Genomic DNA, 21792 nt, shown 5'->3' on the forward strand with positions numbered 1-21792 from the left:
GCATGGGCCAACGACGACAATCCTACGAAGGCGTGGCGGTGGCAGTTCCCGTCACCGTGCCTTACCAGCGCTACGCCACCCAGGGGGCGCACTGGTTCATTGGACAGGCGCTGAATGCGCTGGTGCAGCAAAGCGGCATCGACAAATCACAGATCGATGGCCTCACCGTGAGCAGCTTTTCGCTGGCGCCAGACACCGCCGTCGGCATCACGCAACACCTGGGTCTGTCCCCACGCTGGCTGGACCACATCCCCACCGGCGGCGCTTCGGGGGTGATGGCCTTGCGCCGCGCCGCGCGTGCCGTGCAGGCGGGCGATGCCGACATCGTCGCCTGCATTGGTGCCGACACCAACCATGTCAACTCCTTTCGCCAGACGCTGGGGGCGTTCAGCGACTTTGCCCGTGATGCCACCTACCCCTATGGCGCTGGCGGCCCCAACTCCATGTTCGCCTTCATCACGGCCAACTACATGCAGACCTACGGCGCACAACGCGAGGACTTTGGCCGCATTGCCGTCTCACAACGCAGCAACGCACTGAAAAATCCGAACGCCTTGATGAAAAAACCGTTGACGCTCGATGAATACATGGCGGCCAAGGCGATCAGCGAACCCATCCACCTGTTCGACTGCGTGATGCCCTGCGCCGGGGCCGATGCCTTTCTGGTCATGAGCGAAGAGCGCGCCCGCGACCTGGGCCTCAAGCATGTGCTCATGCGCGGGGCCATCGAACGGCACAACGCTTTTGCCGCCGACCCCATCATGGTGCGCGGGGGCTGGCGCATGGACCGCGACGACCTGTATGCCCAGGCCGGCGTGACACCGGCGGACATCGACTTCGTTCAGACCTACGACGACTACCCGGTGATCGTGATGATGCAGTTTGAAGATCTGGGCTTTTGCGACAAAGGCGAGGGGCCGGCATTTGTGCGCCAGCACAGCCTGACCCATGACGGCAGCTTCCCGAACAACACCAGCGGCGGCCAGCTCTCCGTCGGTCAAGCCGGTGCGGCGGGTGGCTTTATTGGCATGGTGGAAACCATCCGCCAACTCACCGACAGTGCCGATGCCCGCGCCGTGCTCGGTGCCCAACTGGGTCTGGTGGCCGGCTTTGGCATGGTCACCTACGACCGCTGCCTGTGCACGGGTGCCGTCATTTTGGGGAGGACAGCATGAGCCCCCCTTTCATGAAACCCGCACGCAAGAATCCGGTGCTGCGCACGCCGCAGCTGAACCTGCCGCCGAGTGCGCGTGGCCGGGTGGCGCTGGGCTTGACCGCTGCCGCTGCACACGGTCAATTTGCCTTGCAGGTCTGCGCCGAATGCCAGGCGGTGCAGTACCCCCCTCGCGAAGCTTGCCTGCACTGCCTCTCGCCCAAGCTGAAATGGCGGACGCAGTCTGGCACGGGCCAATTGCTGGCCACCACCACGCTGCACCACAGCAACGACTTGTATTTCCGCGAGCGCCTGCCCTGGCGGTTGGGCATGGTGCAGCTCGACGCAGGCCCATCGGTGATGGTGCACTTGCACGGTGATGTGGGCCCTGCCCTCCAGCCCGTGCGTGTGACGGCACGGATTGACCGCACCGGACAAGCGGTGCTGATTGGATTGCCTTTTGAGGAGACAGAACACATGGCTGACGACAAATTGCTACGCGAAATGGGCAGTGACCCCAAACACCGCAAGGTGCTGGTGACCGATGGCAAAAGCCAGGTCGGGCAGGCCCTGGTTCGCAGCCTCATCAAGGCCGGGGCCGACATCGTCTGGGTGGGCCATGCCGAGCCCTGGAAAAAACTCGGTGGACTGGACGCCATCGCTGCCTTGCCGCAGGTCACGCTGGTGCCACTGGACTTGAGCAATGAACGCTCGGTCACCGAGCTGGCCGGACAGATCGGCGGCAAAGTGGACATCGTGATCAACAACGCCGAGGTGCATCGCACCCATGGCATCAGCAGTCGCCGCGGCACCGACGTGGCCAAGCTGGAAATGGAGATCAACTATTTCGGTCTGTTGCGCCTGGCCCAGGCGTTTGGCCCCGCGCTCAAGGGGCGCTCGGACGATGGGGCCACACACGCCACCGCCTGGGTCAACCTGCTGTCGATATACGCGCTGGCCAACTTTCCTGCGCAAGGCACATTTTCGGCGTCCAAAGCGGCGGCTTTTTCGTTGGCGCAGTGCTTGCGCGCCGAAATGCGCCCGGCCGGCATCCGCGTGGTCAACGTGTTTCCCGGCCCCATCGACGACGAATGGCAACAGCAAATGCCACCACCCAAGCTGGCACCCGACGCACTGGCCTCGACCATCGTCAAGGCACTGCGTGAGGGCCTCGAAGATGTCTACCCCGGCGACATTGCGCAGGAATGGCTGCAACGCTGGCAAGAAAACCCCAAGGTGCTCGAGCGCGAACTCGCCGCCGGTGGCAGCTGATCCCAAAGGTCTTTTCATGAACCCCAACACCCACCTCCTCACCAGCCTGGTCGGCGCTCTGGCCAATGGCGGCCTGCGCGTGATCGACCTGACACAAACGCTGACGCCTGATTTCCCACAGATCGCCCTGCCCCCCGAAATGGGCCAGTGCTCACCTTTTCGCATCGAAGAAATTTCGCACTACGACGAGCGTGGCCCCGGCTGGTACTGGAACAACTTTTCATGTGGCGAGCACACAGGCACCCACTTTGATGCGCCGATCCACTGGATTTCGGGTCGCGATTTGCCCAACAACTCGGTGGACACGATCCCGGTCGAGCACTTCATGGCGCCCGCCTGCGTGATCGACTGTTCAGAACAAGTCAAAAGCAATGCCGACTACCTCTTGACCGTGGAAGACATTGAAGCCTTCGAAGCCAAGCACGGTCGCATCCCGGCCGGGGCCTGGCTGTTGATGCGCACCGACTGGTCCAAACGGCAAGACCCCGAGGCCTATCAGAACTTTGACGCCACCGGCCAGCACACACCGGGCCCAAGTGCCGAAGCGGTGCGCTTTCTGGTGGAGCAGCGCAACGTGCTGGGCTTTGGCTCGGAGGCCATCGGCACCGATGCCGGTCAGGGCTACCACTTGCGTCCGCCGTACCCCTGTCACTCGCTGATGCACGGCGCGGGCAAATACGGTTTGCAGTGCCTGTGCAACCTCGACCAATTGTCCCCCACAGGCTCGGTGCTGATTTGCCCGCCCCTGAAAATCCAGAAAGGCAGTGGCAGCCCCTTGCGCGTGCTGGCCCTGGTGACAGGAGCCGCAGCATGACTGACCAACAAGCCCAGCACCCCCGCGTGGCTGCCGTGACCGGTGGCAGCGTCGGCATCGGCAAGGTGGTCTGCGAACACCTGCTGGCCGAAGGTTGCGAGGTGATCTCGCTGGCCCGCCGACGGGGTGACAACACCCACCCACGGCTGCACCACATCGAGGTCGACCTGGCCGACCGCGTGGCCACCGAACAGGCGGTGCGTGAGCTGACACAACGCTTTGAGGTCAACACCCTGATCCACAACGCGGGCGTGATCCGACCCGCTCTGCTGGAGAACGTGGCCCTGGCGGACCTGGACATGCTGGTCAACATCCACCTCGGCTCGGCCATCCAGCTCATGCAAGGTGTTTTGCCCCACATGCGCGCGCAAGGCTTTGGCCGTGTGGTGATGCTGTCATCGCGCGGCGCATTGGGTCTGGCCACACGCACCAGTTACGCCGCCACCAAGGCCGGCATCATGGGCATGGCCCGCACCTGGGCCCTGGAGCTGGCCCCCCAAGGCATCACCGTGAACGTGGTGGCCCCCGGGCCGATCCACACCGACATGTACCACGAGGTGATCCCTCAGGGCAGCGACAAAGACCGACAGCTGGCCCAAAGCATCCCGGTTCGACGGGTCGGCGAATCCGACGATGTAGCACGGGCCGTGAGCTTTTTTGCAAGCCCAGCCAACAGTTTTGTCACCGGCCAGGTGCTTTATGTGTGCGGTGGCACCAGCATCGGTAGTTTGACTTTGTAAGCGCACACGCCATGACTGTCCCGACTTACCGCAACAACCCGCAAGCCCTGCGTGCATTGGTGCGTGAATCCCAGATTCACCGTGACCTCTACATCGACCCCGATTTGTTTGCACTCGAGCAGGAGCAGTTTTATGGCCACACCTGGAATTTCGCAGGTCATGCCAGCCAGATCCCGACACCTGGCGACTACATCACCTTGACGCTGGCTGGACGGCCATTGATCCTGTTGCGGCAGGCCGATGGCAGCGTGCGCGGCTTCTTTAACCGGTGTGCGCACAAGGGGGCCAAACTGCTGAACGAGTCTTGTGGGAACACCGGTAAATTTTTGCGCTGTCCCTACCATGCCTGGTCGTTCAAGACCGATGGGGCCTTGCTCAGCATGCCGCTCAAAGCCGGTTACGAAGACACTGGACTGGCTTCCTGTGAAAACGGCCAGGGCCTGACGCCCATCCCGCACCTGCAGGTATACCGAGACTTCATCTTTATCAAGCTCAAACCCGGAGGTATGGACCTTGCCACCTACTTCGGCGAGGCCCTGGGTGCCATTGACAGCATGGTAGACCGCTCTCCCACCGGGCAACTGCGTGTGGCTGGCGGCGTGCTGCGCAATGTGATGAACTGCAACTGGAAGATGTACCTGGAAAACATCAACGACACAGTGCACCCGGTGTCCACCCACGAATCGGTGGTCAAGGCGGCGCAATCGGTATGGCAGGATCACGACCCGGACGAGCCCAAACCCATGGCCATCGAACAGGTGCTGCCGTTTGGCAATGGCTACAACTTCTTTGACGACATGGGCGGCCAGGTCTACCCGAACGGCCACAGCCTGCTGGGCATCAACTTCAGTATCCACTCGGGCTATCAGGTACCGCCCGACTACGAGGCGGCCCTCATCGCCGCACATGGAGAAGTGCGTACCCGCGAAGTGCTCGGGCGTTCACCCCAGAACGCTGTGCTCTACCCCAGCATCGCCGTCAAAGGCTCGCCCCAGACCATGCGCGTGATCCGCCCCCTGGCGGTGGACCGCACACTGGTGGAGGCCTGGAGCTTCGAGACAGTGGGCGCGCCCGATCTGTTGCTGGAGCGCGCCATGACCTACAACCGCCTGGTGTTCTCACCCATGTCGGTGGTGGCGCACGACGACATCCATCTGTTCGAAACCATCCAGCAAGGCCTGCGTTCTCCCGGCAACGAATGGGTCAGCCTGCACCGCGGTTTCCGCACCGACGAAATGACCACGCCCAGCGCCACCGTCAGTGGCACCAACGAATGGTTGATGCGCAACCAATACCGTGCCTGGCTGCATTTCATGACACAGAACATGGAGGCCGAGGCATGAGCACACTGCCCGACCACGACAGCCTCGTGCGCTTCGTCCTGAACGAGTCGCGTCTGCTCAACGACGGCCGCTACGCCGACTGGTTGGCCTTGTTCGCACAAAACGGCCGATACTGGATCCCGTTGCAAGGTGCACAGCAAAGTGAACACGACCGCCACAATGCACTGGCCGATGAAGACCGTTTGCTGCTCAGTCTGCGCGTGGACCGGCTGGGCAACGCACGAGCGTTTTCTCAGCAGCCACGCAGCCGCAGCCAGCACATGCTGCAAACCCCTCAGGTGGATGCGGTGGACCCCAGCACAGCACAATTCATGCTTTACACACCCTTCATCTATGTGGAGGCACGCGGTGACGAACAAATCATCCTCTCTGGCCACTGGCTGCACCGCTTGGTGCTGGAAGACGGTACTTTGCGCATCGCACTCAAACGGGTGAACTTGCTGAACGCGAACGCACAGTTACCCATGATTCAGTTGTTCCCCTGAATACACCGGACACCATGACTCTCCCAGCCCTTCATCAACGTTTGCAGTTCGATCTGGCCCAGGGTCAAGTACTGGATCAGACACGCCGCTATGTGCTGATGCGTGCCGATGTGCTGATGGGCTTGTTCGATGAACTCCCGAGCAGTGCCCGCGACTCAGCTCGCCTGGCCCTGGCCCGCTCGGTGGCCCGACACGGCGCGGGCAGTGTGCGCGCTTATGCGAGCCAGCCCGGCACCACGGCGGAGCAGCTGTTGCAAACCATGCAAGACAGCGCCGCCTCACTGGGTTGGGGAGTCTGGCAATTCAGGGGCTTGCCCAAGGGTGGCGGTTTACAACTGACTGTCAGCAACAGTCCGTTTGCAGCTCACGCCAGTCCCTCTGAAGAACCTGTATGCGCGGCCATTGTCGGCATGCTCGAAGCCCTGGGGACCGCACTCTGGAAAGCGCCTTGCCAGACCAAAGAAATGCATTGCTTTGCCCAAGGCCAGCATGCAGACTGTGGTTTCACAGTACGCCCTGTGGACCCTGCCAATTTCTCGCCCGATGGTCTTGACCATCTTTTTTAAAACCATGAACCGGAGACATTCCCATGAAACTTTTTTCTGGATTTTTAGCGTGCGGCGTGGCCAGTCTAGCCCTGAGTCTTTCTGCACAGGCAGCCGAAGTCAGAGTCGGCTTCATTTCCACCCTGTCAGGCCCCGTGTCCTCGCTCGGCATTCCTTATGCCAAGGGCATGGAAACCGGAGCCAGCTACAAAGGCGAAGTCGCGGGACACAAAATCAAGCTCATCTCGCTGGACGATGCCTCTGACCCATCGACCGCAGCGCGCAATGCGCGCAAACTGGTGGACGAAGACAAAGTGGACGTACTGATTGGCGTGGCCAGCACCCCCAGCACCATGGCCGTGGCCGGGGTGTCTCGCGAAACCAAGACGCCAATGATCGCCTTCTCGCCTGTGAGCCTGCCCGGTGACCAAGGTGCATGGGCGGTGACCACGGCCCAGCCCGTCGAGCTGATGATCGATGCGCTGGTGGCCGACATGAAAAAACGCAACTTCAAGCAAGTGGCCTACATTGGCTTCTCGGATTCCTGGGGCGACCTGGTGTACGACGGCCTGATGAAGAGCGCTGCAGGCGCAGGCATCAAGGTGCTGACCAACGAGCGGTACGCCCGTGCCGACCAGTCGGTGGCGGGGCAAATCCTGAAAGTGATCGCCTCTCGCCCTGATGCCGTGGTGACCGGCGTTTCAGGCACCCCTGGCGCCTTGCCCTTCCTGTCGCTCGCCGAGCGCGGCTACAAAGGTCAGATCTATGGCCTGCATTCCATGATCAATCCTGACTTTGTGCGTGTGGCCGGGGCCTCTGCCCAGGGCCTGATCGCCCCTGCAGGCCCCGTGATCGTGGCCGAGCAATTGCCCGAAAACTTCGTGACCCGCAAGATGTCGATGGACTTCCGTGCCGCCTTCCAGCGCCAGCACAACGCACCGACCACAGACGCTTTCTCGGCCTATGCGTTTGATGCGATGCTGGTCCTGGCCAACGCCATGGAGCGCGTGCCTGCTGCCCTCAAACCCGGCACCGCCGAGTACCGCACAGCGCTGCGGGACGCCATCTACAGCACGAAAAACCTGACCGGTACCCATGGCGTTTACAGCTTCAAACCCGGCAACACCTATGGCGTGGACGATCGTGCCCGCGTGCTGGTGAAGCTGGACAAAGGTGCCTGGGTGCTGCAGCACTGAGCGCGGTTGGCCTGCCCATCTGGGCAGGCCATTTCTCACATCACGCATCCCTGCATGACGGAATCCCCATGACAGCTGATATTTTTTTCATCCTGGGCATTGATGGTCTGGCCAATGGCGCGGTTTACCTCCTCGCAGGCCTGGGTCTGGTGCTCATCTTTTCCGTCACGCGGGTGGTGTTTGTGCCCTTCGGTGACATCGCCGCCTTTGCGGCACTGACACTGGCCGTGTTTGAAAACGGCAAACTGCCGCCCACCATTGCACTGATCGGGCTGTTGGCGGTCGTGGCGGTGTGTGTCGATACCGGCGCACTGATCCGCCGCAAGGAATGGTCACGCATCCCGCGTTCGCTGCTGGTATGGGGCGTTTTGCCTGCATTGCCATGCCTGGCGGCCTGGGCCATTGCCGGCCAAGCTCTGCCACCCGGCGTGACTGTGCTGGTGTCGGTTTTGCTGGTGGTGCCACTGGCCCCACTGGTCGCACGCATTGCCTTGCAGCCCATTGCCGATGCCTCGACCCTGGTGCTGCTCATGGTCTCACTGGCCTTGCACTTTCTGCTGTCCACGCTGGGCCTGCTGTTTTTCGGACCGGAAGGCAACCGAACCAGTGCGCTGGTGGACGGCGCACTGTCCCTGCCGTATGGCATCACCGTGAGTGGGCAAATTTTGCTCATGGTGGGTTCGGCCCTGGCGCTGTCGGGTCTGCTGTACCTGCTGTTCGAACACACCCTGACCGGCAAAGCCCTGCGCGCCACTGCGGTCAACCGTGTGGGGGCGCGTCTGGTGGGCGTTCGACCGGCCCGCACGGCCCTGCTCTCCTACACGCTGGCCTCCTTGATGGCTGGCCTGATCGGTGTGCTGATTGCCCCAGTCAACACGCTGTATTACGACTCGGGTTTCATCATTGGACTCAAAGCCTTTGTCGCAGCCATCATTGGCGGCCTGATCAGCTTCCCACTCACGGCGATCGGTGCACTGGCCGTGGGCGTGGTCGAAAGCTTTGCTTCATTCTGGAGCGGTGCCCTGAAAGACGTGATCGTCTTCAGCCTGTTGATTCCTGTGCTGTTGGTGCGGTCCTGGATGACCCACCACTCCGAAGAAGATGAAGAGGAGATGGACCAATGAACGCCTCTGGACGCCAACTTTGGACCTGGCTGGTGGTCGTCACCTTGATGGCCGCTGTCCCCTTGCTGTTTGGGCGCTTTACCGTGGCCTTGATGAACGACATCGGCATTGGCGCACTGGTCGCGCTTGGTCTGGTGCTGTTGACCGGGGTGGGCGGGGCAACCTCGTTTGGCCAGGCGGCTTTTGTCGGCATTGCCGCTTACGCCACCGGCTGGCTGACCACCACCCAGGCCACCTCGCCCTGGATCGGCCTGCTGTTTGCTCTGGCGCTCACGGGTGGATCGGCTTTGCTGATCGGCGCCCTCACCTTGCGCCTCAATGGCCATTTCTTGCCCCTGAGCACCATCGCCTGGGGTCTGTCGATCGCCATGCTGTTTGGCAACCTCGATGCCTTGGGACGTCACTCTGGTTTGGCCAATATTCCGGCCATTCATGTCGGCCCTTGGTCACTGCAGGACTCCAGCGCCATCTACTACCTGATCTGGACCCTTGTGGGGCTGACCTTCTGGTTCAGCCGCAACTTGCTGAACTCCCGCGCGGGTCGAGCCATTCGCAGCCTGCGCGGCGGGGGCATTTTGCTGGCCAGCGTGGGCGCAGATGCTTTTCGCATCCGTCTGGGCCTGTTTGTCGTGGCCGCACTCTACGCGGGCTTTGCCGGTTGGCTGTATGCCCACATGAACCGCTTTGTCAGCCCCTCTCCCTTTGATGTGCGAGCCAGCATCGAATACCTGCTCATGGGGGTTTCGGGCGGTCTGGCCTACCTGGGTGGTGCCTTGATGGGTTCAGGACTCGTGCTGGTGCTCAAGAACGTCTTGCAAGACGTCTTGCCCAATTTCACGTCACGCGGCGGTCAGGTTGAGGGCGTGGTGTTCAGTGCCCTCTTCATCGCCTTGCTGCACTTTGCGCGAGGAGGCTTGGTCAGTTATGTGCGGCGCTGGCGCCTTGGGCGTGCTGCGGGCTCTGCCCAAGCGCCAAGGCGTCCAGCAGCGCCGGACCAGCTGCTGCCTCGCCGCACCCCACCTAAGCCGGGCGAGCGGGTTCTGTCCGTGCACGGTGTGACCAAGCGGTTTGGTGGCCTGGTGGCCGTCAGCGATGTGAGTTTCGAGGTGCAAGCGGGCGAGATCGTGGGCTTGATCGGCCCCAACGGTGCGGGAAAATCCACCATGTTCAATCTGCTGACGGGTGTGCTGGACAAGTCAGCGGGTCAGGTTGAATTCCTCGGGCGTGACATCACCCACCTGGCGCAAAGCGCAATTGCCCGCCTGGGCATGGCCCGCACGTTCCAGCACGTCAAGCTGCGTCCACAAATGACCTTGCTGGACAACGTGGCCCTGGGTGCTCACCTGCGCACGCGCCACGGCATGCTGGCCTCCGGTCTGGCGCTGAACCGCCTGGAAGAAGCCCAGATTTTTGAAGAAGCCTACCGCCAGCTCGAACGCATCGGCCTGGCCGGGCGCGAGCATGAGTTGGCTGGCAACCTGCCACTCGGCACACAACGTGTCCTTGAGATAGCCCGCTCCTTGGCCTCCGACCCAGCGCTGTTGATCCTGGACGAACCGGCGGCAGGTTTACGCCGCAAGGAAAAACAGGCGCTGGCCGAATTGCTGCGCAAGTTGCGCGAAGAAGGCCTCACCATTTTGATCGTGGAGCACGACATGGATTTTGTGATGAACCTGGTTGACCGTCTGGTGGTCATGAATTTCGGTGCCAAGCTGCTCGAAGGTGCCCCTGCCACTGTGCGCGCGGACACGCGCGTGCAAGCAGCCTACCTGGGGAGCGTGGCATGAGCACGACCACCCCCATGCTGGAAATATCCGACCTGCACGTCGCCTACGGCCATGTCGAAGCCGTTCGCGGCGTTTCGCTGAAGCTGGGCAAAGGGCAAATCGTCTCGGTGATCGGCCCCAACGGGGCAGGCAAGACCACCTTGCTGTCGGCGGCCATGGGCTTGCTGCCCTCACAAGGGGGCTTGCGCTTTGAAGGCGAAGACCTGCATGCGCTCGATGTGGAAGACCGTGTCGAACGCGGCCTGTGTCTGGTCCCCGAAAAACGTGAATTATTTGGCGAACTGAGCGTGGTCGACAACTTGCGTCTGGGCGCTTATTCGCGCCGCGCCCGGGGTGATGCCTATAAACGCCAACTGGACGCGGTGTATGCGCGCTTTCCGCGCCTGGCCGAGCGCCGCACACAACGCGCCGACACCTTGTCGGGTGGCGAGCGGCAGATGCTGGCCTTGGGCCGCGCCCTGATGTCCGAACCCCGGCTCCTGATGCTGGACGAACCCAGTCTGGGCCTGGCTCCCTTGATTGTTCGCGAAATTTTGCAAATTGTGCGCAGCCTGCGCGACGATGGTGTGTCGATCCTGCTGGTTGAACAAAACGCCCGCGCCGCACTCGAATCGTCCGACCGCGGCTATGTGATCGAAACCGGTGAAATCGCGCTCGAAGGCGAATCACAGGCGTTGGCCACCGATCCGCGTGTGCAGCACACCTATCTCGGCGGCGGAGCCGATGCCTGAGTCTGGCGCACAGGCCAAGGCCTTCACTGCACTGGCGCAAACCTTGCCAGCACACCAGCGCACGCTGCCCGCCATGCTGGAGCGACAAGCCGCCTTGTTCGGGACACGCCCTTTCTTACAGATCAACGGCGTTCACTGGACCCACTCAGACGCACGCGACGCAGCAGCCCGCCATGCCGCCGCATTGCAAGCAGCCGGAGTGGTGCGTGGCGAAGCCGTGGCCCTGTTGCTGGGCAACCGGATCGAGTTTCTTCAGGCCTTTCTCGGCTGCGGCTGGATAGGGGCCATGGCGGTACCGATCAACACAGCCTCCATGGGGCCACAGATCGGCTATTACCTGCGCAACAGCCACACGCGCTTGCTGGTGATCGAGGCCCAATACCTGCGACGGCTTGCCGACATTGACCTGAAGTCGATTGGCTTGCTCGCCATCTGGGTGGTCCCTGACACAGCGTCCGAGCACGCCACCCCTGCGCCAGCAGAACTGGGTGGCGTGCCCTGCTTGCCCTTCCCAGCGCGACAGAACTTGCCGGCCCATGTGTCCGCTGCGGCAATGGACGCGGGCGACACCTTGGCCGTGCTCTACACCTCGGGCACGACTGGCCCAGCCAAAGGGGTGACCTGCCCACACGCCCAGTACTACTGGTGGGGTATTCACAGCGCCGATGTTCTTGGCATCCATCAGGAAGATGTGCTGTGCACCACACTGCCCTTGTTTCACATCAACGCCTTGAACACCTTCGCACAGGCCGTGCTGTGCGGCTGCCAGTTGGTGTACGAAGGACGCTTTTCGGCTTCAGGCTTCTGGTCGCGCATGAACGCACACCAGACCACCGTGGTGTACCTGCTCGGCGCCATGGTGCCCATGTTGCTGGCGCAAGCACCATCGCCGCAAGAGCGCACACACCGCATACGCACAGGTCTCGGGCCAGGCGTGCCTGCCGCGGCCGGTGACGCCTTTGCAGTCCGCAGTGGTGTGCGCCTGCTTGAAGGCTATGGCTCCACCGAAACGAACTTCACCATTGCCACACGGCCCAATGCACCCCGGCAAGGCACCATGGGATGGTTGCGCCCCGGCTTTGCCGCGCGCGTGGTCGACGCCCATGATGTGCCGGTGGCGACGGGCGAAGCGGGCGAACTGCTGCTGCGCGCCGACGAGCCATTTGTGTTTGCCACCGGCTACCTGGGCATGCCCGAAAAAACCGTAGAGGCCTGGCGCAACCTGTGGTTTCACACGGGTGACCGTGTGGTGCAAGAGGCTGATGGCGCATTCCGCTTCATCGACCGCATCAAGGACGCGATCCGTCGACGTGGCGAAAACATTTCATCGTATGAGGTCGAGCAGGTGCTGCAAAGCCACCCGGCCGTGGCTACGGTGGCGGTTTATCCGGTGCGCTCCGAACTGGCCGAAGACGAGGTCATGGCCTCGGTGGTACTCAAACCCGAAGTCCTGCCTGTCACTGCTGACCTGCATCGGCAACTGCTGACGCACTGTGAAACGCGTTTGCCCTACTTTGCTGTGCCGCGCTACCTGGATCTGGTGAACGACTTGCCCCGCACCGCCAACGGCAAAGTACAAAAGTTCAAGCTGCGCGAGCAGGGCGTGACCGCCAGCACCTGGGACCGCACACGCGTTCAAGCCTGATATTTCTGAAAACACCAACGGAGTCATTCATGAAAATTGCGATTTTGGGTGGCGGCCACGGCTGTTACGCCGCTGCAGCCGACTTGTCCGAACAAGGTCATGAAGTGCGCTTCTGGCGTCGTGATGCCGCTGCACTTCAACCAGTCATCGACACCGGCACCATTGCCCTCAAGGACGCTGCAGGTACGCGAGACGTGCCGATCGCGCTGGCCACGGCTGACATGGGCCAAGCGTTGCAAGGGTCACAACTCATCTTGCTGCCATCACCGGCCACGGCACAAGCCGACATCGCGCGTCAGATGGCGGCGCACCTGGTGGACGGTCAGGTGGTGTTCCTGGCACCAGGCACCTTTGGCAGTTTTGTCATGGCCGAGCAAGTCAAGGCCATGGGCAACCACGCCGACATCGGTTGGGCAGAAACCGGCACACTGCCCTATCTGGCCCGCAAGCACGGCGAGCGCGAAGTCAACGTCACGGTGCGCGCAGTGCGTCTGCCCACCGGGGTGTACCCGGCACGGCGCGAAGCCGAAGTGATCACCGTCATCCAGCAGGCCTACCCCAGCGTCCACGGCTGTGGCGATGCTTTGTCAGGCGCACTCATGAATGCCGGCCCCATCATCCATCCGCCATTGATGGTGATGAACGCCGCACCGCTGCAACACTTTGAGCGCTGGGACATCCACAACGAAGGGACACAGCCAGCCGTGCGCGCGGTCACCGACCGGCTGGACCTGGAGCGCATCGCGGTGCGCGAAGCCTTGGGCTATGGTGGACCGCATTACCCACTGGCCGACCACTACCTGAACGACCGCTGGATGTACGGCGATGCGCAGAAAAAACTGGTCAAGTCGGGCGACTGGCGCGAAAACATCGACCTGCACGCGCACCGCTACATCACCGAAGACACCGAACTGGGTCTGGCCTTCCTGGCATCGGTGGCGCGCTGGGTTCAATGCGACGCCCCCATCGCCCACGGCCTGTTGGCCATCGTGGGGGGATTTTTGGGGCGTGATCTGCGGCAAGGACCGCGCACGCTCGAAACACTGGGGCTCGCAGCACTGAGCCGCGACGCCTTGCGTCAACGCCTGCATCAAGGAAGCTGAGCATGAACACCCCTGTCCGTTTTGCCGCTGTGGGAGCGGGGCGCATGGGGCGAGGCATCGGCATCGCCTTTGCCTACGCCGGCCACCCCATCCACCTGATCGACTTGCGCGAACGCAGCGCCGAAGACTGGGCCCGCCTGGCAGGCGAGGCACGCGCAGAAATCCTGGCCAGCCTGACGGCTTTGGCCGAACTCGGTGCTTTGCCGCTGGGCGAAGTGCCCCGCATCGCCGAGCGTGTGACGTTGGTCAACGCGTCCGGTGCGGCTGCGGCGTTGGCACAAGCAGATATTGTGTTCGAGGGCGTGCCTGAAACCCTGCAGGCCAAACGCGAAGCGTTTGCCGTCATCAACCGCTGCTGCCGCGAAGACGCGATCCTGACCTCCACGACCAGCAGCATTCTGGTCACGCAGCTGGTGGATGCGGTGCACCGTCCCGAACGGTTTTTGAACATGCATTGGCTCAATCCGGCGTACTTGATTCCGGTGGTCGAGTTGAGCACGCACGCAGGGACCGACCCGGCCGTGGTGGCTCGCTTGCGCGCCCAAATGGAAGCCATTGGCAAGCTCCCCGTGCTGTGCGGTGCCACACCGGGGTACATCGTGCCCCGCTTGCAAGCGCTCATCATGAACGAGGCGGCTCGCATGATCGAAGAAGGTGCGGCCACTGCCGAAGAAATCGACAAAGCCACACGTTACGGACTGGGCCTTCGGTTTTCCGCCATCGGGGTGGTGGAGTTCATCGACTTTGGCGGCAGCGACATCCTGCACCACGCCAGCCGTGAAATGTCGAGCACGATCAACCCGGATCGCTATGCAGCACCGGCCATCGTAGGCGAGATGGTGGCCCAAGGCCACCTGGGACTGAAAACCGGCAGCGGTTTTTACGACTACGCTGGCAAAGACGTGGCCGCCTACCGCAAAGACGTACTGGCTCGCACGCTGGCCCAATTGCAACACGCAGGACTGTGGCGAGCACCTGCGCAGGCCAACTCGCCAGCGGACTGATTGCGCACCATTTGGCACGGTGCAACGGCCACACCTTTTGCCGACAAAAATGCAAAAAGCCGCCACGGCGAACCGTTGCGGCTTTTTGACGAAGCAGAAAAAGCGGATTAACGCTTGGAGAACTGCTTGCGGCGGCGGGCTGAGTGGAAGCCGACCTTTTTACGCTCGACTTCACGGGCGTCACGAGTGACAAAACCGGCTTGGCTCAGCACAGGCTTGAGCGTTGGGTCGTAGTCAATCAGGGCGCGGGTGATGCCGTGGCGCGATGCACCAGCTTGACCGGACTCACCACCACCGTGCACGTTGATCATGATGTCGAAAGTTTCGGCATGGTTGGTCAACATGAGGGGTTGCTTGGCGATCATGATCGAAGTTTCGCGGCCGAAGTAGGCTTGGATGTCCTTGCCGTTGACCGTGATCTTGCCAGTGCCTTTTTTCAGAAACACGCGGGCGACGCTGGATTTGCGACGGCCTGTGCCATTGTTCCATTCACCAATCATCTCAAGGCTCCTTAGATGTCCAGCACTTTAGGCTGTTGGGCGGTGTGTGGGTGCTCAGCGCCACCGTACACCTTGAGTTTTTTGATCATGGCGTAACCGAGTGGGCCTTTGGGCAGCATGCCCTTGACAGCCTTCTCGAGTGCGCGGCCAGGGTGTTTGGCTTGCATGTCGCGGAAGTTGGTTGCAGTGATACCGCCGGGATAGCCCGAGTGACGGTAATACACTTTGTCGATGGTCTTGGTGCCAGTCACTTTGAGCTGGGCAGCATTGATGATGACGATGAAGTCACCGGTGTCGACGTGAGGCGTGTAAATGGCCTTGTGTTTGCCGCGCAAACGGAGAGCAACTTCGCTGGCTACTCGTCCGAGGACCTTGTCGGTCGCGTCAATCACAAACCACTCGTGCACGACCTCAGCGGGTTTTGCGCTGAAAGTTGTTGTCATGAGTTTTCTCTTTGAAGAAAGGTTTGTCGGGCCCTTTTCCACGGTCGGTGTTCCTCTGTTGAGAACCTCTTAGGTGGGAGATTGCTTTGACCCGCAAGGGTCTGGGCGTCTTCGCCGCGGGGCCACAAAATCGCTGCGAAGCCTGCCATTATACGAAAAATCAAGGACTTGCGGGGCAGTTATTGTTGGCCTTAGTGGTTACCATCGGAGCATGTTCAGTTATCGACACGCTTTCCACGCCGGCAACCATGCGGATGTGCTCAAACACATCACCTTGCTGGCCACCATGCGCCACCTCATGCAAAAAGAGGCCGGCATCACCCTCATTGACACCCACGCCGGAGCCGGTTTGTACCGACTGGATGGCGACTATTCCCAAAAAGGGGCCGAAGCCGAAGACGGCCTGTTCAAGCTGCTGGAGGCGGCAGAAAAGCTCGACGCACTGCCCGAACCGGTGCAGGACTACCTGGAACAGATCGCCAGCTTCAACCCTAACGGGCAAGCCAAGATTTACCCTGGCTCGCCCTTTTTGATGCACAAACTGATGCGCCACGAGTCGCGAGACCGCTTGCGCCTGTTTGAACTGCACCCGACAGACAGCAAATCCCTGATGTCCAACATCGCCCAGCTGGATGCCGGGCGCACCATCACTGTCAGCCGCGAAGACGGTTTTGAAGCCCTCAAAAAGCTGTTGCCGCCCCCAGCATCGGCCACGGGCTCCAAGCGGGCCATGGTGCTGATCGACCCCAGCTACGAAATCAAATCGGATTACGCCAAGGTCGCCTCCGTCATCCAGGAGTACCTGAAGCGCTTTTCCACCGGTACTTACTTGGTCTGGTACCCGATCATCCCGCGCCCGGAAGCCCACGACCTGCCCAAACGCCTGCGCACCCTGGCCAACCAAGCCCAAAAACCTTGGCTCAATGCCACCTTGGCCATTGGCCGGGGCCCCGGTGACGAAGGTGGCTTGGTGGCCAGCGGCATGTTCGTCATCAACCCGCCCTTCACCTTAAAAGACCAGATCCGGAAAGCACTGGATGTGGTCGGTCCCGCCTTGGCGCGGGGGTCCGGCAAAAACTGGGCCGTTGAATCGTCCTGAACGGCGCTGGATGCGCGAGGCACTCGCCTCGGGCGCCTGACGTTTCAGGTCAAAAACAGCATCAGGGAAATACCTGATCCCAGAACTTCAAAATTAACCGACCGCACGGTCGGCTAATTGATATACTGGCACCCGCGCCGCGATCATCCCATCCTGTTTGGCGCAGGAGAAGCCCATGTACACGCAATCTTTCAGCGTCCCGGACGGATCCGACGACGCCAAGTCGGCCGGCCTGAAGGCCGTTCCTAAAGCCCTGAGCTCACAAGACGCCGCACTGCAGGCGCAGTTTGACGCCCGCATCGACGCCGATGGCCGCATCGAGCCACGCGAGTGGATGCCAGAGGCCTACCGCAAGACCCTGGTGCGCCAGATCAGCCAACATGCGCACAGCGAAATCGTCGGCATGCTGCCCGAAGGCAACTGGATCAGCCGCGCGCCCAGCCTCAAACGCAAAGCCATCCTGATCGCCAAAGTGCAAGACGAAGGCGGCCACGGCCTTTACCTTTACAGCGCGGCCGAAACCCTGGGCACCAGCCGCGATCAGATGCTGGACGCCCTGCACACCGGCAAAGCCAAATACAGCTCCATCTTCAATTACCCCACGCTCAACTGGGCCGATGTGGGCGTGGTCGGCTGGTTGGTCGATGGCGCGGCCATCATGAACCAAGTGCCGCTGTGCCGCTGCTCTTACGGCCCTTACGCCCGCGCCATGGTGCGCGTGTGCAAGGAAGAAAGCTTCCACCAGCGCCAGGGCTACGAAGCCCTCTTGGTGATGATGCAAGGCACGGCCGAGCAAAAGGCCATGGTGCAAGACGCCGTGAACCGCTGGTGGTGGAAGTGCCTGGCCATGTTCGGGCCACCGGACGCCGACAGCCCCAACAGCGCGCAAGGCATGCGCTGGGGCATCAAACGCATCAGCAACGACGACCTGCGCCAGAAGTTTGTGGACGCCACCGTGCCCCAAGCCAAAGTGCTGGGCGTGACCCTGCCTGACCCTGATTTGAAGTGGAACGAAGCACGCCAAGCCCACGACTACGGCCAGATCGACTGGGACGAATTTTGGGCCACCGTCAACGGCAACGGCCCTTGCAACAAGGAACGCCTGGGCACCCGCGTCAAGGCCTGGAACGACGGCGCCTGGGTACGCGAAGCCGCCCTGGCCCACGCCCGCAAACAACAAGCGCGTCAAATGAAGGAAGCAGCATGAACGCCACCACCAACACACCCGCACTCAAAGAATGGCCCCTGTGGGAAGTTTTTGTTCGCAGCAAGCAAGGCCTGGAGCACAAGCATTGCGGTAGCCTGCACGCGTCGGATTCCGAGCACGCACTGCAAATGGCGCGTGATGTGTACACCCGCCGCCAAGAAGGCGTGAGCATCTGGGTCGTGCCCTCGGCCAGCATCTCGGCCAGCGAACCCAACGACAAGCCCGAGTTCTTCGATCCGGCCAGCGACAAGGTGTACCGCCATCCGACTTTCTACGTCATCCCCGACGAAGTCGGACACATGTGAGCGCGAACATGAGTGCCCACATGAACGCCCCCATCGATTACCTGTTGCACCTCGCCGACAACGCGCTGATCCTCGGTCAACGCAACGCCGAATGGTGCGGCCACGGCCCTATCCTCGAAGAGGACATCGCGCTGTCCAACAACAGCCTGGACCTGATCGGTCAAGCCCGCATGCTGTACCAACGTGCGGCCGAACTGCAAGGCGGCGGTGCCACCGAAGACACGCTGGCGTACTTCCGCGATGTGCCCGACTTCAAAAACTACACGCTCTGCGAGTTGCCCCATATGCCACTCATGGCAGCAACTTCTGCAGGCGACCGCGACTTTGCCACGACCATCGTGCGCAACTTTTTGTACAGCAGCCTGATGGTGCTGGTGTGGGACCAGCTGCAAAACTCCCAAGACGCGCAACTGGCCGCAATCGCTGCGAAGTCGCTCAAGGAAGTGCGTTACCACCTGCGCCATTCGCGCGACTGGCTGGTGCGCATGGGTGATGGCACCGATGCCTCGCACGCCAAGGCACAGGCTGCGCTGGACCAATTCATGTTCTACACACAAGAGTTCTGGACCACCAGCCCCGCGGAAGCCGCGGCACTGGCCAATGGCACAGGCATCGACATGGCGGGCTTGCAAAACGACTGGAACCAGATCGTCGATGCCGCGTTGCAGGAGGCCACACTCAAGCGCCCTTCCGATGGCGGCTTTGTGCCCACGGGCAAGCAAGGCATCCACTCGGAACACCTGGGCTTTGTGCTGGCCGAAATGCAAAGCCTGGCCCGCGCGCACCCCGAGGCGACTTGGTAATTCATGCCAATGGCCTCGACTTCTTCGTCATCCAGCACAGCCGATGTGGCCCGCGCTTGGGATCTTCTCGACGCACTGACCGACCCGGAAATTCCGGTCGTCACGCTGCGCGAGCTGGGCATCTTGCGCGATGTGCGCGAAGGCGCAGCAGGGCTCGAAGTGGTCATCACCCCGACTTACAGTGGCTGCCCCGCCATGGGCCAGATCGAGGACGACGTCAAAGCATTGCTGCAAGCCAATGGCCTGCAAGGCCGCGTGGTCACACAACTGGCCCCGGCATGGACCACCGACTGGATGACCGAGGCCGCCAAGGACAAACTGCGTGCCTATGGCATTGCCCCACCGCACGCCTGCGCCAACACGCCATCGGGCAGCGCCAACGTGGTGCAGTTTGCAGCGCGCGGCGCCAAACCCGAGGTGGTGAACTGCCCTCAATGCGGCTCGGCCAACACCACAGAAACCTCCCATTTCGGCTCGACTGCCTGCAAGGCCCTTTACCGGTGCCTGGCCTGCATGGAGCCCTTCGATTACTTCAAACCTTACTGAGCTGCCTTGCCGCAGTGAAGCACCATGTCCGCACCCCGCTTTCATGACCTCCAAGTTGCACACGTCACGCCCGAAGCTGCAGGCGCCGTCGCCATCTCGCTGACGGTTCCACAAGACCTGCGCAGCAGCTTTGACTTTCAACCCGGCCAGTTCCTGACCTTGCGCGCCAGCATCGGGGGTGACGATGTACGCCGCAGCTACTCCATCAGTTCGGCACGCAGCCTGTTGCACAAGCAAGGCGTGCTCGAAGTGGGCATCCGCCCAGTCGAAGGCGGTGTGTTCTCCAACTGGGCCGCCACACAGCTCAAAGCCGGTGACACGCTGCGCGTGATGGCACCCGATGGCCGATTTGTGGTGCAGCGCCCCCGTGCCATCCACCGTGTGGGTTTTGCGGCAGGTTCGGGCATCACGCCCATTCTGTCCATCTTGTCGAGCACCCTCGAAGAACAGCCCGAGAGCAAATTCACCTTGGTCTACGGCAACCGCCGCATGGACAGCGTCATGTTCAACGAAGCGCTGCAAGACCTGAAAGACCGCTACCCGGACCGCCTGACGCTGATCCACATCCTGTCGCGCCAGGCGCAAGAAGTGCCTTTGCTTGAAGGCCGCATCGATGCCGCCAAAGTGCAAGCCATCATCGACGCATTTTTGCCCGTGGGCAGCATGGACGAAGTGTTCATTTGTGGCCCAGAAGCCATGATCGAAGCCACCGAGCACGCGCTGCTGAGCGCAGGTGCGAAAGCCGAGCGCATCCGCACAGAACGGTTCAGCTCGCCCACGCTCGATGCGCTCACCCCGGAGCAACGCAGTCAAGCCGTGTTGGGCCAGCAAGCCACGCGCGGCACCGGCGAAGTCCAGCTCACCGTGGTGCTGGACGGCAAGCCCTACGACATGCCCATGAACCGGAACGAAAAAATACTCGACATCGCCTTGTCACTGGGCCTGGACCTGCCCTACTCGTGCAAAGCGGGTGTCTGCTGCACCTGCCGCTGCAAAGTGGTGGAAGGCACGACCGAGATGGAGAAAAACTTCACACTCGAAAAGCCCGAAGTCGAGCAGGGCTTCATCCTGTCCTGCCAGGCACGGCCCACCAGCAACCGGGTGGTGGTGAGCTTCGACGAACGTTGATGAGCGTCGAGCACCTGACAATTGCCCTAACGAAAACGCCCTGCAATGCAGGGCGTTTTTTATGAGTCAAAGCCTTGCATCCATCAAAAACGGTAACCAACCCCGACGCCCACCAGAACCGGATCCAGCTTCAAAGCGCCCTGATTGGCCGTGCCGACAAAAACATCGGAACGGATGTAAACCTTCTTCAGATCAAAGTTCAAGGACCAGTTCTTATCCAAAGGGATGTCCAAGCCCACTTGCAAAGCACCGCCCCAGCTGTGGTCTTCCAATGTCGCCCCACCATCGAGCAGATTGACGCTGGTGATCTTGGTGTAATTCACGCCCGCACCGACATAAGGCTTGTAGCCATTCAGCCCCGTGAAATGGTATTGCAACAGCAAACTGGGTGGCAGATGTTTGAACGTGCCAATCGAAGCCCCTGCCATGGACACGGTTTGCTTTTGCGGCACGGTCAAAACCAGTTCAGCAGCGAGATTCGGGGTGAAGAAGTAACTGACATCGACTTCTGGAATGGTCTTGTTGTTGACCGACAAACCCAAAGCCGTACCGTCTTTGTTGGCCATGTCCAAATGCACAGCACGCGCCCGAACGAGCCATGGGCCTTCACCAGAAGCTTGTGCCATGGCCGTCGTGACCGAGCAAGCCGCCAACACAGCGGCAACGATGGTTTGTTTTTTCATTTTGACTTTCCTTATGAACGAAGAGGGAAGAGCTTTTTGCTCAAGTTCATTGGATGCCGAAAAAACCACCGTTCATTTGAGGCGCATCAAACACCTCGACGCCATGCGTCAGCACGTTCAATGCGCTTGCGTCATG

At 61.4% G+C, this 21792-nt stretch carries 23 protein-coding genes; 20 read left to right on the forward strand and 3 right to left on the reverse strand.

The genetic code is table 11. The features are described 5' to 3' along the window. The first annotated feature begins 2 nt into the window (after nt 1–2). The 14 genes from ACZ5VE_RS12740 (at nt 3) to ACZ5VE_RS12805 (ending at nt 14942) form a co-directional block, all read left to right on the forward strand. Nucleotides 3–1175 carry a thiolase family protein gene (locus ACZ5VE_RS12740; RefSeq protein ID WP_464455526.1) on the forward strand — a complete coding sequence of 391 codons (1173 nt, stop codon included), beginning with the start codon at nt 3–5 and terminating at the stop codon, nt 1173–1175. After that, nucleotides 1172–2425, forward strand: coding sequence for an SDR family NAD(P)-dependent oxidoreductase (locus ACZ5VE_RS12745; RefSeq protein WP_464455527.1), 1254 nt, complete (start codon nt 1172–1174; stop codon nt 2423–2425). Before ACZ5VE_RS12740 ends, ACZ5VE_RS12745 begins: the two co-directional genes overlap by 4 nt. Before the next feature lie 16 nt (nt 2426–2441). Continuing rightward, nucleotides 2442–3239 carry a cyclase family protein gene (locus tag ACZ5VE_RS12750; protein ID WP_464455528.1) on the forward strand — a complete coding sequence of 266 codons (798 nt, stop codon included), beginning with the start codon at nt 2442–2444 and terminating at the stop codon, nt 3237–3239. Beyond that, entirely contained in the window at nt 3236–3979 is a 744-nt protein-coding gene (locus tag ACZ5VE_RS12755) for an SDR family NAD(P)-dependent oxidoreductase (RefSeq protein WP_464455529.1), read from the forward strand. The genes ACZ5VE_RS12750 and ACZ5VE_RS12755 overlap by 4 nt, the downstream gene beginning before the upstream one ends. A gap of 11 nt (nt 3980–3990) precedes the next feature. Then, entirely contained in the window at nt 3991–5322 is a 1332-nt protein-coding gene (locus ACZ5VE_RS12760) for an aromatic ring-hydroxylating dioxygenase subunit alpha (protein ID WP_464455530.1), read from the forward strand. Then, nucleotides 5319–5807 carry an aromatic-ring-hydroxylating dioxygenase subunit beta gene (locus ACZ5VE_RS12765; protein ID WP_464455531.1) on the forward strand — a complete coding sequence of 163 codons (489 nt, stop codon included), beginning with the start codon at nt 5319–5321 and terminating at the stop codon, nt 5805–5807. Before ACZ5VE_RS12760 ends, ACZ5VE_RS12765 begins: the two co-directional genes overlap by 4 nt. Nucleotides 5808–5821: 14 nt before the next feature. Further along, nucleotides 5822–6373, forward strand: coding sequence for a V4R domain-containing protein (locus tag ACZ5VE_RS12770; protein WP_464455532.1), 552 nt, complete (start codon nt 5822–5824; stop codon nt 6371–6373). A 23-nt stretch (nt 6374–6396) separates the two neighbouring features. After that, nucleotides 6397–7548 (forward strand): ABC transporter substrate-binding protein, encoded by a 1152-nt coding sequence (locus ACZ5VE_RS12775; protein WP_464455533.1) that lies wholly within the window; start codon nt 6397–6399, stop codon nt 7546–7548. 68 nt (nt 7549–7616) lie between these two features. Beyond that, nucleotides 7617–8672 (forward strand): branched-chain amino acid ABC transporter permease, encoded by a 1056-nt coding sequence (locus ACZ5VE_RS12780; protein WP_464455534.1) that lies wholly within the window; start codon nt 7617–7619, stop codon nt 8670–8672. Next, nucleotides 8669–10459, forward strand: coding sequence for a branched-chain amino acid ABC transporter ATP-binding protein/permease (locus tag ACZ5VE_RS12785; RefSeq protein WP_464455535.1), 1791 nt, complete (start codon nt 8669–8671; stop codon nt 10457–10459). The genes ACZ5VE_RS12780 and ACZ5VE_RS12785 overlap by 4 nt, the downstream gene beginning before the upstream one ends. Beyond that, a complete protein-coding gene (locus ACZ5VE_RS12790) occupies nt 10456–11190 on the forward strand; it encodes an ABC transporter ATP-binding protein (RefSeq protein WP_464455536.1) in 735 nt (244 codons plus the stop codon). The genes ACZ5VE_RS12785 and ACZ5VE_RS12790 overlap by 4 nt, the downstream gene beginning before the upstream one ends. Then, nucleotides 11183–12835, forward strand: coding sequence for an ATP-dependent acyl-CoA ligase (locus ACZ5VE_RS12795; protein ID WP_464455537.1), 1653 nt, complete (start codon nt 11183–11185; stop codon nt 12833–12835). The genes ACZ5VE_RS12790 and ACZ5VE_RS12795 overlap by 8 nt, the downstream gene beginning before the upstream one ends. Nucleotides 12836–12864: 29 nt before the next feature. Next, nucleotides 12865–13938 (forward strand): NAD/NADP-dependent octopine/nopaline dehydrogenase family protein, encoded by a 1074-nt coding sequence (locus ACZ5VE_RS12800; RefSeq protein WP_464455538.1) that lies wholly within the window; start codon nt 12865–12867, stop codon nt 13936–13938. Between the two features lie 2 nt (nt 13939–13940). Then, nucleotides 13941–14942: a 3-hydroxybutyryl-CoA dehydrogenase gene (locus tag ACZ5VE_RS12805; protein WP_464455539.1), complete on the forward strand. Its 1002-nt coding sequence runs from the start codon at nt 13941–13943 to the stop codon at nt 14940–14942. Nucleotides 14943–15049: 107 nt separating this feature from the next. Here the strand turns inward: ACZ5VE_RS12805 and rpsI are convergent, their stop codons facing one another. Together rpsI and rplM are read right to left on the reverse strand one after the other, a co-directional pair. After that, a complete protein-coding gene (gene rpsI / locus ACZ5VE_RS12810) occupies nt 15050–15442 on the reverse strand; it encodes a 30S ribosomal protein S9 (RefSeq protein ID WP_464455540.1) in 393 nt (130 codons plus the stop codon). An 11-nt stretch (nt 15443–15453) separates the two neighbouring features. Continuing rightward, nucleotides 15454–15885 (reverse strand): 50S ribosomal protein L13, encoded by a 432-nt coding sequence (rplM, locus tag ACZ5VE_RS12815; protein WP_089953382.1) that lies wholly within the window; start codon nt 15883–15885, stop codon nt 15454–15456. 211 nt (nt 15886–16096) lie between these two features. Here rplM and ACZ5VE_RS12820 point away from each other — a divergent pair, with 211 nt between their 5' ends. The 6 genes from ACZ5VE_RS12820 (at nt 16097) to paaE (ending at nt 20973) form a co-directional block, all read left to right on the forward strand. Next, nucleotides 16097–16984, forward strand: coding sequence for a 23S rRNA (adenine(2030)-N(6))-methyltransferase RlmJ (locus ACZ5VE_RS12820; RefSeq protein WP_464455541.1), 888 nt, complete (start codon nt 16097–16099; stop codon nt 16982–16984). A gap of 175 nt (nt 16985–17159) precedes the next feature. Next, entirely contained in the window at nt 17160–18191 is a 1032-nt protein-coding gene (gene paaA, locus ACZ5VE_RS12825) for a 1,2-phenylacetyl-CoA epoxidase subunit PaaA (RefSeq protein ID WP_464455542.1), read from the forward strand. Then, the gene (gene paaB, locus ACZ5VE_RS12830) at nt 18188–18496 is read left to right on the forward strand and encodes a 1,2-phenylacetyl-CoA epoxidase subunit PaaB (RefSeq protein ID WP_464455543.1); all 309 of its coding nucleotides are present in this window, start codon (nt 18188–18190) and stop codon (nt 18494–18496) included. The genes paaA and paaB overlap by 4 nt, the downstream gene beginning before the upstream one ends. Nucleotides 18497–18504: 8 nt before the next feature. After that, nucleotides 18505–19299 (forward strand): 1,2-phenylacetyl-CoA epoxidase subunit PaaC, encoded by a 795-nt coding sequence (gene paaC, locus ACZ5VE_RS12835; protein WP_464455544.1) that lies wholly within the window; start codon nt 18505–18507, stop codon nt 19297–19299. Between the two features lie 9 nt (nt 19300–19308). Next, a complete protein-coding gene (paaD, locus tag ACZ5VE_RS12840; protein WP_464455545.1) occupies nt 19309–19845 on the forward strand; it encodes a 1,2-phenylacetyl-CoA epoxidase subunit PaaD in 537 nt (178 codons plus the stop codon). A gap of 24 nt (nt 19846–19869) precedes the next feature. Next, nucleotides 19870–20973 (forward strand): 1,2-phenylacetyl-CoA epoxidase subunit PaaE, encoded by a 1104-nt coding sequence (gene paaE / locus ACZ5VE_RS12845; RefSeq protein ID WP_464455546.1) that lies wholly within the window; start codon nt 19870–19872, stop codon nt 20971–20973. An 83-nt stretch (nt 20974–21056) separates the two neighbouring features. On the opposite strand, the gene ACZ5VE_RS12850 is transcribed toward paaE, so the two are convergent. Then, entirely contained in the window at nt 21057–21656 is a 600-nt protein-coding gene (locus tag ACZ5VE_RS12850) for an OmpW/AlkL family protein (RefSeq protein WP_464455547.1), read from the reverse strand. Nucleotides 21657–21792 lie beyond the last annotated feature (136 nt).

Source organism: Limnohabitans sp. INBF003, from assembly GCF_055396645.1.